The sequence below is a fragment of the Cupriavidus nantongensis genome, from assembly GCF_001598055.1.
GTDB classification, from domain to species: domain Bacteria; phylum Pseudomonadota; class Gammaproteobacteria; order Burkholderiales; family Burkholderiaceae; genus Cupriavidus; species Cupriavidus nantongensis.
On record NZ_CP014844.1, the window covers coordinates 1,629,613 to 1,642,943 of the forward strand.

Genomic DNA, 13,331 nt, shown 5'->3' on the forward strand with positions numbered 1-13,331 from the left:
CTCGACATTGGGCTTCCATAGAATCGGTCCGACCCAAGAATGCGGGCGGTAGCCATGCGCCTGCCGCGCGGAGAAACCGGAACAGGTTTCCCGGCGGCGGCCCCGATGCAAGGCGGCAATGGCGCCGATCCTCCGCAAGTCGGTGCGAGTCATACGTTGAGTCGTGTCCGGCGCTGCCAGCGCGGACGCGGAAGCCACGAATTCACCCAGGAGACAGTCATGTCCGCCGTACCAGAGCAGATCCTCGGCGCCTCGAGCGCCAACGACGCCGATCCCCAGGAAACCCATGAATGGCTCGACGCCCTGCAGGGCGTGCTGGCCGCGGAAGGCCCGGCGCGTGCCGCCTTCCTGATCGACAAGCAGATCGAATACGCCCGCGTGAACGGCGTGACCCAGCCGTTCCACGCCGAGACCCAGTACATCAACACCATCCCGGTCGAGCAGCAGGCCCGCATCCCCGGCGACCAGGACATCGAGCACCGGATCCGCTCGTACACCCGCTGGAACGCCATGGCGATGGTGCTGCGCGCCAACAAGCACACCAATGTCGGCGGCCATATCTCGTCGTTTGCCTCGGCGGCCACGCTGTACGACGTCGGCTACAACCACTTCTGGCGCGCCCCGTCTGAGCAGAGCGGCGGCGACCTGGTCTTCGTGCAGGGCCACTCGGCGCCGGGCGTGTACTCGCGCGCCTTCCTGCTGGGCCGCCTGACGCCCGACCAGCTCGATAACTTCCGCCAGGAAGTCGACGGCAAGGGCATCTCGTCGTATCCGCACCCGTGGCTGATGCCGGACTTCTGGCAGTTCCCGACGGTGTCGATGGGCCTGGGCCCGATCATGGCCATCTACCAGGCCCGCTTCATGAAGTACCTGGACAGCCGCGGCCTGGCCAAGGCCGGCGACCGCAAGGTCTGGGCCTTCCTGGGCGACGGCGAGACCGACGAGCCGGAATCGCTGGGCGCGATCGGCATGGCCGGGCGCGAGAAGCTCGACAACCTGGTGTTCGTGATCAACTGCAACCTGCAGCGCCTGGACGGCCCGGTGCGCGGCAACGGCAAGATCATCCAGGAACTGGAATCCGAGTTCCGCGGCGCCGGCTGGAACGTGATCAAGGTGGTGTGGGGCAGCAAGTGGGACGCGCTGCTGGCGCGCGACACCAAGGGCCTGCTGATGAAGCGCATGATGGAATGCGTGGACGGCGAGTACCAGACCATGAAGGCCAAGGACGGCGCCTACGTGCGCGAGCACTTCTTCAACACGCCCGAGCTCAAGGCGATGGTCGCCGACTGGTCCGACGAGGACATCTGGCGCCTGAACCGCGGCGGCCACGACCCGCACAAGATCTACGCCGCCTACAAGGCCGCCAGCGAGCACAAGGGCCAGCCCACGCTGATCCTGGCCAAGACCATCAAGGGCTATGGCATGGGCGACGCCGGCCAGGCCATGAACGTCGCGCACCAGCAGAAGAAGATGCCGGTCGACGCGATCCGCAAGTTCCGCGACCAGTTCAACATCCCGGTCGCCGACGACAAGCTGGAAGAGGTCCCGTACATCACCTTCGAGGAAGGCTCGAAGGAACTGGAATACATGCGCCAGGCGCGCATGAACCTGGGCGGCTACCTGCCGGCGCGCCGGCAGAAGGCCGAAGCGCTGCAGGTGCCCGAGCTGAAGGCGTTCGAAGCGCTGCTCAAGGCCACCGGCGAAGGCCGCGAAGTGTCCACCACCATGGCCTTCGTGCGGATCCTGAACACGCTGCTGAAGGACAAGCAGATCGGCAAGCACGTGGTGCCCATCGTCCCGGACGAGTCGCGCACCTTCGGCATGGAAGGCCTGTTCCGCCAGGTCGGCATCTGGAACCAGGAAGGCCAGAAGTACGTGCCGGAAGACCATGACCAGCTGATGTTCTACAAGGAATCGCAGACTGGCCAGGTGCTGCAGGAAGGCATCAACGAAGCCGGCGCCATGTGCGACTGGATCGCCGCCGCAACGTCGTACTCGACCCACGGCGTGCAGATGATCCCGTTCTACATCTACTACTCGATGTTCGGCATCCAGCGTATCGGCGACCTGTGCTGGGCCGCCGCCGACATGCGCTCGCGCGGCTTCCTGCTGGGCGGCACCGCCGGCCGCACCACGCTGAACGGCGAAGGCCTGCAGCATGAAGACGGCCATTCGCACGTGTTCCACGCCGTGATTCCCAACTGCATCTCGTACGACCCGACCTTCCAGTACGAGCTGGCGGTGATCATGCAGGACGGCCTGCGCCGCATGTACGCCGAGCAGGAAGACGTCTACTACTACCTGACGGTGATGAACGAGAACTACGAGCATCCGGAAATGCCGGCTGGCGTAGAGCAGGACATCGTCAAGGGCATGTACCAGTTCCGCAAGGGCGTCGAGAACAGCAACGCGCCGCGCGTGCAGCTGCTGGGCTCGGGCACGATCTTCCGCGAGGTGATCGCCGCCGCCGAGCTGCTGAAGAAGGACTGGGGCGTCGAGTCCGACCTGTGGGGTTGCCCCAGCTTCACCGAGCTGGCGCGCGACGGCCAGGCCGCCGAGCGCTACAACCTGCTGCATCCGGCCGAGACCCAGCGCGAAGCCTTTGTCACGCAGAAGCTGAAGTCGGCGCGCGGCCCGGTGATCGCATCGACCGACTACGTGCGCGCCTTCGCCGAGCAGATCCGTCCGTACGTGCCGCGCCGCTACGTGGTGCTGGGCACCGACGGCTTCGGCCGCTCGGACACGCGCGAGAAACTGCGCCACTTCTTCGAAGTGGACCGTTACTGGGTCACGCTGGCCGCGCTCAAGGCGCTGGCCGACGAGGGCGCGATCGGCCGCGACAAGGTCGCCGAGGCCATCAAGAAGTACAACCTCGACCCGAACAAGCCCAACCCGATGTCGGTCTGATCCGGCAGCCTGCACCCACCCCCGCAGTACGGCAGCGCCGTGCCGCGGGCGCCCCGGGCATCGTCCCGAGGGCGCCTTGCGGCACGGCGGCGTGACAGAAGCGGGCGGCGAAGGTAATCTCGCCGCTTGCGGACGTCGCGCGTGCCGGCCTGCTCAGGAGACACTGAATGAGTCAAGCGATTGAAATCAAGGTGCCGGATATCGGCGACTATGACGCCGTTCCCGTCATTGAAGTGCATGTGAAACCCGGCGACAGCATCAACGCGGAAGACGCGCTGGTGACGCTGGAGTCCGACAAGGCCACCATGGACGTGCCCTCGCCGCAGGCCGGCGTGGTCAAGGACGTCAAGATCAAGGTCGGCGACAACGTGGCCGAGGGCTCGGTGCTGGTGATGCTGGAACCGGCCGGCCAGGCGGCAGCCGCGCCCGCGCCTGCACCGGCGGCCGCTCCCGCTCCCGCGCCGGCACCTGCGGCAGCGGCTCCGGCCCCCGCACCGGCAGCGGCGCCTGCCGCAGCTCCCGCCGCGGCTGGCGGCACCATCGAAGTCAAGGTGCCCGATATCGGCGACTACGACGCCGTTCCCGTGATCGAGGTCCACGTCAAGCCGGGCGATACCATCAGCGCGGAAGACGCAGTGGTGACGCTGGAATCGGACAAGGCCACCATGGACGTGCCGTCGCCGCAGGGCGGCGTGGTCAAGGAGGTCAAGGTCAAGGTTGGCGACAACGTGTCGGAAGGCACGCTGCTGCTGATCCTGGAAGGCGCGGCCGCCGCCGCACCGGCCGCTGCCGCCGCGGCGCCCGCACCGGCTGCCAGCGCACCAGCTCCGGCGCCGGCAGCCGCGCCTGCGCCGGCCGCGGCGCCAGCTGCCGCGGCTGCCGTACCGGCCGCCGCCGGCGCAACCGGCGCAACCGGCAAGGCCGCCCACGCCAGCCCCTCGGTGCGCAAGTTCGCGCGCGAACTGGGCGTCGATGTCGCGCGCGTGCCGGGCACCGGCCCCAAGGGCCGCATCACCCAGGAAGACGTGCAGAACTACGTCAAGGGCGTGATGACCGGCCAGGCCGCCGCGCCGGCCCAGGCTGCCGCGGCCGGCGCCGGTGGTGGCGAGCTGGGCCTGCTGCCGTGGCCGAAGGTCGATTTCACCCGCTTCGGCGAGGTCGAAAGCAAGGCCCTGTCGCGCATCAAGAAGATCTCGGGTGCCAACCTGCATCGCAACTGGGTCATGATTCCGCACGTCACCAACCATGACGAAGCGGACATCACCGAGCTGGAAGCCTTCCGCGTGCAGCTGAACAAGGAAAACGAGAAGGCCGGCATCAAGGTGACCATGCTGGCGTTCATGATCAAGGCCACGGTCGCGGCGCTGAAGAAGTTCCCGAACTTCAACGCGTCCCTCGACGGTGACAATCTGGTGCTGAAGAAGTACTTCAACATCGGCTTCGCCGCCGACACCCCGAACGGCCTGGTGGTGCCGGTGATCAAGGACGCCGACAAGAAGGGCGTGCTCGAGATCAGCCAGGAAATGAGCGAGCTGGCCAAGCTGGCGCGCGACGGCAAGCTCAAGCCCGACCAGATGCAGGGCGGCTGCTTCTCGATCTCGTCGCTGGGCGGCATCGGCGGCACGTACTTCACGCCGATCATCAATGCGCCCGAAGTGGCCATCATGGGCGTGTGCAAGTCGTACATGAAGCCGGTGTGGGACGGCAAGCAGTTCGCGCCGCGCCTGACGCTGCCGCTGTCGCTGTCGTGGGACCACCGCGTCATCGACGGTGCCGAGGCCGCGCGCTTCAACACCTACTTCGCGCAACTGCTGGCGGACTTCCGCCGCATCCTGCTCTAAGCGGGGTGGCGCCGCGCGGGCGGGGCGACGGCCCGGCCCGTGCGGCGCGCCACGCGCAACCGGGAGCAAGCCATGACTACCTGTGTTGTCGTCAGGAAGGGCGCCGAGGTGGCGATCGCGGCCGACGCGCTCGTGACCTTCGGCGATACGCGCCTGTCGCGCGCGTACGAGCGCAACCAGAAGGTATTTCCGGTGGGCGACGGCTTTATCGCGCTGGCCGGGACCACGGCGCACTTCCCGGTGATGCGCACGCTGCTGGCGGGGCTGGGCGACGAGTGCCGGCTGGGCTCGCGCGACGACGTGTTCCGCACCTTCCTGAAGGTGCACGAGAAGCTGAAGGCGGACTACTTCGTCAATACCAAGGAAGACGATGACGATCCCTACGAGTCGTCGCAGATCGTATGCCTGATCGCCAATCCGGCGGGCATCTTCGGCGTCTACTCGTATCGCGAGGTGTTTTCGTTCGACCGCTTCTGGGGCATCGGCTCGGGCCGCAACTATGCGCTGGGCGCGATGCACGCGGTCTATGACCGGCCGGACCTCGGCGCGGGCGAGATCGCGCGCATCGGCGTCGATGCCGGCGTGGAGTTCGACAAGAGCTCGGCGGGGCCGATCGAGGTGCACACCGTGCGGCTGCGCGAGCACGAGCACGAGTACGAGCACGACGACGCGGCGGCAGCGGACCAGGACGATGGCGCTGACGAAGCCGCAGACGGCGGCGCGGGCGGCCATCCGGCGAACGGCAACGCAGCAACCAACAACGACGGCGCGCCCTGAAGCCGAGAGGCGGGCGCGCATAGAGGAGCAACTATGAGTGTGATCGAAGTCAAGGTGCCGGATATCGGCGATTTCGACGCGGTGGAAGTGATCGAGGTGCTGGTCAAGGCCGGCGACACGGTCGAGGTGGAACAGTCCCTGATCGTGCTGGAGTCCGACAAGGCCAGCATGGACGTGCCGTCGTCGGCCGCCGGCAAGGTGGTCGATGTCAAGGTCAAGGTCGGCGACAAGGTGGGCCAGGGCGCGGTGATCTGCACCATCGAAGCCCAGGCCGGCGCCGCCGCCGCGCCTGCCCCCGCACCGGCCCCGGCGCCCGCGCCGGCCGCCGCGCCGGCCCCTGCTGCAGCGCCTGCACCTGCTGCCGCCGCCAGCCACGCCGGCGGCGCCGATATCCAGTGCGAGATGCTGGTGCTGGGCGCCGGCCCCGGCGGCTATTCGGCCGCGTTCCGCGCCGCCGACCTGGGCATGAACACCGTGCTGGTGGAGCGTTACGGCACCCTCGGCGGGGTCTGCCTGAACGTGGGCTGCATCCCGTCCAAGGCGCTGCTGCACAACGCCGCGGTGATCGACGAAGCCAAGGCGCTGGCCGCCCACGGCATCCTGTTCGGCGAAGCCAAGATCGACCTCGACGGCCTGCGCCACTACAAGAACCAGGTGGTCGGCAAGCTGACCGGCGGCCTGGCCGGCATGGCCAAGGCGCGCAAGGTGCAGGTGGTGCGCGGCATCGGCAATTTCCTCGACCCGCATCACCTGGAGGTGGAACTGACCGAAGGCGAAGGCAAGCAGACCACCGGCAAGAAGACCGTGATCCGCTTCGACAAGGCCATCATCGCCGCCGGCAGCCAGGCGGTGAAGCTGCCCTTTATCCCGGAAGACCCGCGCATCGTCGACTCGACCGGTGCGCTGGAGCTGCCCGAAGTGCCCAACAAGATGCTGGTCATCGGCGGCGGCATCATCGGCCTGGAAATGGCGACGGTGTACAGCACGCTGGGCGCCGACATCGATATCGTCGAAATGCTGCCGGGCCTGATGAACGGCGCCGACCGCGACCTGGTCAAGGTCTGGGAAAAGAAGAACAAGGACCGCTTCGGCAAGGTGATGCTCAACACCAAGACGGTCGCTGTGGAAGCCAAGCCGGACGGCATCTACGTCAGGTTCGAGGGCGAGCAGGCGCCGGCCGAACCGCAGCGCTATGACCTGGTGCTGGTGTCGGTGGGCCGCTCGCCCAACGGCAAGCGCATCAGCGCCGACAAGGCCGGCGTTGCCGTGACCGAGCGCGGCTTTATCGACGTCGACAAGCAGATGCGCACCAACGTGCCGCATATCTACGCGATCGGCGATATCGTCGGCCAGCCGATGCTGGCGCACAAGGCCGTGCACGAAGCCCACGTGGCCGCGGAAGCGGCGCATGGCGAAAAGGCCTTCTTCGATGCCAAGCAGATCCCGTCGGTGGCCTTTACCGATCCGGAAGTGGCCTGGGCCGGCCTGACCGAGGACGAGTGCAAGGCGCAGGGCATCAAGTACAGCAAGGGCGTGTTCCCGTGGGCCGCTTCGGGCCGCGCCATCGCCAACGGCCGCGACGAGGGCTTCACCAAGCTGATCTTCGACGAGGAAACCCATCGCGTGATCGGCGGCGGGATCGTCGGCACGCATGCCGGCGACCTGATCAGCGAAGTGTGCCTGGCGATCGAGATGGGCGCCGACGCGGTCGATATCGGCAAGACCATCCATCCGCACCCGACGCTGGGCGAGTCGATCGGCATGGCGGCAGAGATCTACGAAGGCACGTGTACCGACGTGCCGCCGCCGCGCAAGCGTTGAGCCGCTGTCCGCTGCAATGACAAGCCCGCCTTGACGGCGGGCTTTGTTTTGTGTGGTTTCGCAATTAACCGCCATAATTTGCCGGCGTCGATGCGCGGCGGCTGGCAGTGACAGGGGAAAGGGCAGCGGGATAGGCAGGCTGAGGGAGGCGAGAGCCAAAAAAAACCCGACCTGTAGAGGTCGGGTTTAACGATACCTTTGGACAAGGAGACCGCGGTACCGAGGAGACATCGGCAGAGAAGGCAGCGCCGTGCCGGTCGGTCGGGGCACTGCCTTCATCGTTGGCAAAGCCCACTGCATCGCATGGCGATGGGCTTTGCCAACGGACCGGCCGCAGCCGGTCCATCTTCAACACTGGCTATCAGGCAGCAGCGGCCTTCTTCGCCGTGGCCGTGCGGGCGGTGGCGCTGGCTTGCTGGGCAGCCTTGGTCGCGGCCGTGGCGGCGGCCTGGAAGTTGGTTTCAGCGATTTCGACCGCTTGCTTGGTCGCCTTCTGCACCGACTCGTAGGCGTTGTTGGCAGCGGAGATCGCCGACTTCACGATGGCCACGGTCGATTCCGAACCGGCCGGGGCGTTCTTGGCGAAGTTCTCGACCAGGGCCTGCACGTTCTTCGAGCCTTCGGCCAGCTGGGCCTCGGCCACCTTGGCGAATTCGCTCTGGGTTTCCGAAGCGATCTCGTACAGGTGACGGGTGTAGGCCAGGGTCTTTTCGGCGACCGGCTGCACGGCCGCGGCCTGGATCGCCAGCAGTTCCTGTGCATCCTTGGCCGACAGCGCCTTCTTGGCGTTGTCGACGTTCTCGGCGAAGGTGGTCTTGACGACCTGCAGGTTCAGTTCGACGAGCTTTTCGACGCCTTCAAACGCCTTGGTGGTCAGGCCGAACAGCGTTTCGAGGTTAGCCTTTTGTGCTGCTGCGACTTGTTCCGGGGTGAGGATCATTGCTGGTCTCCAGTGGTGAACTTCAAGGTCAAGCAAATTAAGCCGCCTAGATGTCAGGGCCGTGACGGTGTTGTGCCCGTTTCGGCCAGCCCAGGCGTGTGGGTGGGTCAGGGCGCCAATCCGTTTGGAGTTTGTGCGCCGCAACAAGCCGTATTTTAGGGGCGGCCATATCAATGTCAAGGAGATTTTGTGCGTCGCACAAAATCGGGCAGGCCGGGCTTGCTGCAAGTGGCGTCATAGCCATTCCCGGCCCCGCCGGCAATGCCCGGGCAGGGGTGCTACCATGCCAGGCTGCCCGCGCCGGCACGGCCGGCCGAGGCCGGAACATCAACAAGATGTGAACAGAATCGCCCAGGCCTCATTCCATGCTCGCTTTCTACGCCGACCACTTCGTGCTGCCGTTGCCGCCCGGACATCGCTTCCCCATGCGCAAGTACAGCATGCTGCGCGACGCGGTGTCGGCGCAGGTGCCGGGACTGCGCCTGTCCGAGGCGCCGCGCGCAGGCGACGATGCGCTGTTGCTGGCACATACGGCTGAATACGTGGCGGCTGCCTCGGCTGGCACCCTCGACGCCGCACGCCAGCGCGAGATCGGCTTTCCCTGGTCCGAAGCGATGGTGGAGCGCTCGCGCCGCTCGGCGGGCGCGACCATCGAGGCCTGCCGCAGTGCGCTGCGTGAGGGCATAGCCGTGAACCTGGCGGGCGGCACGCACCACGCGTACGCCGACAAAGGCGGCGGCTTCTGCGTCTTCAATGATGCGGCGATCGCCGCGCGTGTGCTGCAGCGCGACGGCGCGGTGCGCCGCGTGGCGGTGATCGACCTCGACGTTCACCAGGGCAACGGCACCGCATCGATCCTGCACGGCGACCCGTCGGTATTCACGCTGTCGCTGCATGGCGAGAAGAACTATCCGTTCCGCAAGGAAGCCAGCGACCTCGACGTCGGCCTGCCGGATGGCTGCGATGACGAAGCTTACGCGCAGGCGCTGCAGGCCGCGCTGGACACGCTGTTCCGCCGCTTCGAGCCGGACCTGCTGATTTACCTGGCCGGCGCCGACCCGCACGAGGGCGACCGGCTGGGGCGGTTGAAACTGACCATGTCCGGCCTGGCACGGCGTGACCGCCTGGTCTTTGACGCCGCGCAAGCGCGGCGCCTGCCGGTGGCGGTGACCATGGCCGGCGGTTATGGCAACCAGATCGAGGACACCGTCGCGGTGCATGCGCAGACGGTGCGGCTCGCCGCGCAATATCACGCCCGGTACGCGCAAGCTGCCGCGCAGCTTGCATCATGAGCGAGATGATCGAGTCGGGCCGCGGCGACGCAGCCAGCCCACGTGCCACGCTGTGGGTGGCATCGATGCCGTGGTTATTCGTGGTGATCTGGAGCACCGGCTTTATCGTCGCCAAATACGGCATGCCGTACGCAGAGCCGATGACCTTCCTGTTCCTGCGCTTTGCCGGCGTGCTGGTGTTGATGGTGCCGTTCGTCTTGCTGGCGCGCGTGCCGCTGCCGCGCGTGGCGGGATCGACCGCAACCGACTGGCGCGCGGTCGGGCATATCGCCGTGGCCGGCCTGCTGCTGCAGGCGGGGTACCTGGGCGGGGTCTGGGCGGCGATCAAGCTCGGCATGCCGGCAGGCGTATCGGCGCTGATCGTCGGCATGCAGCCGATCCTGACCGCGCTGATTGCCACGCGCATGGGCGAGCGCATCGGCGCGCGCCAGTGGCTGGGCCTGCTGCTGGGCATCGCCGGCGTGGCCCTGGTGGTGGCGAACAAACTGGGCACCAGCGGCCTGACGCCGGCCAGTCTCGCGCTGGCTGGCGGAGCGTTGTTCAGCATCACCGTGGGCACGGTCTACCAGCGGCATTTCTGCCCGGTGTTCGACCTGCGCATGGGCTCGGTGATCCAGTTCGCCGCGGCGGCGCTGGCCTGCGTGCCGTTCATGTTCCTGTTCGAGACCCGGGAGGTGCAGTGGACTGGCGCGATGCTCGGCGCGCTGGCATGGTCGGTGGTGGCGTTGTCGATCGGCGCGATCTCGCTGCTGTTCCTGCTGATCCGCCAGGGTGCGGCCACCAAGGTGTCCAGCCTGATGTACCTGACCCCGCCGACCACGGCGGTGATGGCCTGGCTTTTGTTCGGCGAGCGTTTCCCGCCGCTGGCGGCCGCCGGCATGGTGCTGGCCGCGCTGGGTGTCGCGCTTGTCATCCGTCGCTAGCGGCAGCGCGTTCGTATCGCGTCGGCCGCTGGTTCAGAATATTCGTGTTTCGTACCGTCTCGCGTCCTGTCTCCTTTCCGCCCCATGAAACCCCAAGCCGAATCCCGCAGCGCCTATCCGTATTTCCAGCCGATCACTACGCGTTGGATGGACAACGATGTCTATGGCCACGTTAACAACGTTGTCTACTACAGTTATTTTGACACCGTGGTGAATACCTACCTGATCCGGCAGGGCGTGCTCGATGTCACGTCGGGTGACACCATCGGGCTGGTGATCGAGACGCAGTGCAACTACTTCTCGTCGCTCAGTTTTCCCGAGACCGTGGTAGCGGGTTTACGCGTAGCCAGGCTGGGCACGTCGAGCGTGCGCTATGAGGTCGGGCTGTTCAGCGGCGACAACGAGGTCGCTGCCGCGCAAGGGCATTTCATCCACGTCTATGTCGATCGCGCTACGCGCCGGCCGGTACCGTTGCCGGGCGCGTTGCGCGAAGCGCTGCTGCCGTTGGCGGTGACGGGCGCGGCGGCGGGGGCGGTGACGGGCGCGGTGACGGGCGCACGGGAATAGGGCGGGGCAACAGGAGATGAACAAGATGTCCCTCGAGAAACAACCAGGGTCGCAACTCGGCTCGCAGGAGGCCGTTGACTGCGTCGATCGTGCAATCCTGACGCGGCGTTCGGTGCGGGCCTTTCTCGATACGCCCGTGCCGCGCAGCACCGTGGAAGAGATCCTGGCGGTGGCCAGCCGCGCGCCGTCCGGCACCAATACGCAGCCGTGGCGCGTCTATGTGCTGTCGGGCGAGGCCAAGGCCAAGCTGTGCGCCGACGTGCTGGCCGCCTATGAAGATCCCGAGCGCGACAGCAAGTACCGCGAGGAATACCCGTACTATCCGCGCGAATGGGCCGATCCGTATCTGTCGCGGCGGCGCAAGGTGGGCTGGGACCTGTATGGCCTGCTGGAGATCAGCCGCGAGGACAAGGCGCGCATGCACGAACAGCATGCGCGCAACTTCCGTTTCTTCGATGCGCCGGTGGGCATCATCTTTACCATCGACCGCATCATGGAGCAGGGCAGCTGGCTCGACTACGGCATGTTCCTGCAAAGCATCATGGTCGCCGCCCGCGCGCGCGGGCTCGATACCTGCCCGCAGGCGGCGTTTACGCAGTTCCACAAGATCATCGCCAGCCACCTGCGGCTGCCACCGGAAGAAATGGTGGTGTGCGGCATGTCGCTGGGTTTTGCCGATCCGGAGGCGGTCGCCAACCGCCTCACCACGGAACGTGAGCCGGTCAGCGGGTTTGCGCGTTTTCTCTCATAGTGAAATTTGTTTCAACATGTAACGATGGACGCCGATATCACAAGAGACGTTCCGTATTGGCTTCGTCGCTGCAAAGGGGTAGCAAGGGTGAGCCGGACTGCGCTTGGGTCGAGCGCACGGGAGTTCGATGGCGGACGTGACGCATCACGTACTTTTTCCACAATGTGGAAATGTATGTGAATCGAACTTTAAGGAGCGTCTGTAAGTCTTTAATCTTGCTAACAATTTCTTTCTTTCCTACACTAGCGCCATTCCTATGCGCTGAACGAATCATGTTCCGGTCTGATTCCATTTTCTCCAGATTCTTCGGCTCCACACCCTTGTCCGCCGTCGCCGCCGCGGTACTGGTGTCGGTGTCGATGGTCGCGGTGCCCGTGGCCGAGGCGGCCACCAAGGCCGCGTCCACCCAGAAAACAAGCAAAAAGCAGGCATCTTCGGCTAAATCTGACAAAAAGAGCGCATCCAAGACGGTTGCCAAAAGCGCTCGCAACGCCAAGGTCACCAAGGTCGCCAAGTCTGCCCGGGGCGATTCGGGGTCCTCGCGCAAGGTGGTGGTGTTGAAGAAGGGCAAGCGCCACGTCGTCGTGGCGCAGCGCGCCGCCCCCGTGCGGGCGGCGTTTACCCCGTCCAAGCCGTCGCTGGGCGAAGCCATGGGTCTGCGCGATACCGACGATGCGCTGGCGCTGCGCTCCAGCGTCGCGCTGGTGATGGACCAGAACACCAACGAGGTGCTGTTCCAGAAGAATGCCGGCGCGGTGCTGCCGATTGCGTCGATCACCAAGCTGATGACCGCGCTGGTGGTGATGGACTCGCGCCTGCCGATGGACGAGGTGCTGACCATCACCGAGGAAGACCGCGACACCGAGAAGCACAGCAGCTCGCGGCTGCGCTTCGGCACGCAGCTGACGCGCCAGGAACTGCTGCTGCTGGCGCTGATGTCCTCCGAGAACCGCGCCGCTTCGGCGCTGGGCCGCCACTACCCGGGCGGCCTGCCGGCCTTTGTGCAGGCGATGAACCGCAAGGCGCGCGAGCTGGGCATGAACGACAGCCATTTCGTCGATTCCAGCGGCCTGTCGAGCAGCAACGTGTCGAGCGCGACCGACCTGGTGCGCATGGTCAATGCCGCCTACCGCAACCCGACCATCCGCGAGTACTCGACCCAGACCGAGCATGAAGTCAACGTGCTGGGCCGCACCCAGCATTACGTCAGCACCAACCGCCTGGTGCGCGGCGGCAACTGGGACATCGGCCTGCAGAAGACCGGCTTTATCTCCGAGGCCGGCCAGTGCCTGGTGATGCAGGCGCGCGTGCACGGGCGCAACGTGGTGATGGTGTTCCTGGATTCGGCCGGCAAGCTGTCGCGCTTTGCCGATGCCAACCGGGTCAAGGACTGGCTCGAGCATTCGCCATCGTCGCCGCAGCGCGGCTTCCCGTCGTCGCCGAACCTGACGCAGGGTCCGGGCAGCGCCCACGCGGTGCTGGCCTCGCAGCAATCGCGCGGCATCTGAGCCC

General features: G+C 66.2%; 10 protein-coding genes. 9 read left to right on the forward strand and 1 reads right to left on the reverse strand.

Translation table 11 applies throughout. The annotated features are described in order from the left end of the window. The first annotated feature begins 219 nt into the window (after positions 1–219). The 4 genes from aceE (at position 220) to lpdA (ending at position 7,346) form a co-directional block, all read left to right on the forward strand. Positions 220–2,907, forward strand: a complete 2,688-nt coding sequence (aceE, locus tag A2G96_RS07550) for a pyruvate dehydrogenase (acetyl-transferring), homodimeric type (RefSeq protein WP_062798203.1) — start codon at positions 220–222, stop codon at positions 2,905–2,907. A gap of 167 nt (positions 2,908–3,074) precedes the next feature. Continuing rightward, positions 3,075–4,748 (forward strand): dihydrolipoyllysine-residue acetyltransferase, encoded by a 1,674-nt coding sequence (aceF, locus tag A2G96_RS07555; protein WP_062798206.1) that lies wholly within the window; start codon positions 3,075–3,077, stop codon positions 4,746–4,748. A 72-nt stretch (positions 4,749–4,820) separates the two neighbouring features. Next, complete coding sequence (locus tag A2G96_RS07560) at positions 4,821–5,525, forward strand: Ntn hydrolase family protein (RefSeq protein ID WP_062798208.1); 705 nt, start codon at positions 4,821–4,823, stop codon at positions 5,523–5,525. A 33-nt stretch (positions 5,526–5,558) separates the two neighbouring features. Beyond that, the gene (lpdA, locus tag A2G96_RS07565; protein ID WP_062798210.1) at positions 5,559–7,346 is read left to right on the forward strand and encodes a dihydrolipoyl dehydrogenase; all 1,788 of its coding nucleotides are present in this window, start codon (positions 5,559–5,561) and stop codon (positions 7,344–7,346) included. Between the two features lie 361 nt (positions 7,347–7,707). Here lpdA and phaP1 read toward each other — a convergent pair whose 3' ends face one another. Next, positions 7,708–8,286: a TIGR01841 family phasin PhaP1 gene (gene phaP1, locus A2G96_RS07570; RefSeq protein WP_062798212.1), complete on the reverse strand. Its 579-nt coding sequence runs from the start codon at positions 8,284–8,286 to the stop codon at positions 7,708–7,710. Positions 8,287–8,651: 365 nt separating this feature from the next. On the opposite strand from phaP1, the gene A2G96_RS07575 reads away from it, so the two are divergent. The 5 genes from A2G96_RS07575 to pbpG all read left to right on the forward strand — a co-directional run bounded on the left by A2G96_RS07575 (position 8,652) and on the right by pbpG (position 13,327). Then, the gene (locus tag A2G96_RS07575) at positions 8,652–9,578 is read left to right on the forward strand and encodes a histone deacetylase family protein (protein WP_062798214.1); all 927 of its coding nucleotides are present in this window, start codon (positions 8,652–8,654) and stop codon (positions 9,576–9,578) included. Beyond that, positions 9,575–10,501, forward strand: coding sequence for a DMT family transporter (locus A2G96_RS07580; protein WP_062798216.1), 927 nt, complete (start codon positions 9,575–9,577; stop codon positions 10,499–10,501). Before A2G96_RS07575 ends, A2G96_RS07580 begins: the two co-directional genes overlap by 4 nt. 84 nt (positions 10,502–10,585) lie before the next feature. Continuing rightward, positions 10,586–11,068, forward strand: coding sequence for an acyl-CoA thioesterase (locus A2G96_RS07585; protein WP_062798218.1), 483 nt, complete (start codon positions 10,586–10,588; stop codon positions 11,066–11,068). A gap of 25 nt (positions 11,069–11,093) precedes the next feature. After that, positions 11,094–11,819, forward strand: coding sequence for a nitroreductase (locus A2G96_RS07590; RefSeq protein ID WP_062802102.1), 726 nt, complete (start codon positions 11,094–11,096; stop codon positions 11,817–11,819). A 272-nt stretch (positions 11,820–12,091) separates the two neighbouring features. Continuing rightward, positions 12,092–13,327, forward strand: a complete 1,236-nt coding sequence (pbpG, locus tag A2G96_RS07595; RefSeq protein WP_150124065.1) for a D-alanyl-D-alanine endopeptidase — start codon at positions 12,092–12,094, stop codon at positions 13,325–13,327. Positions 13,328–13,331: the final 4 nt, after the last annotated feature.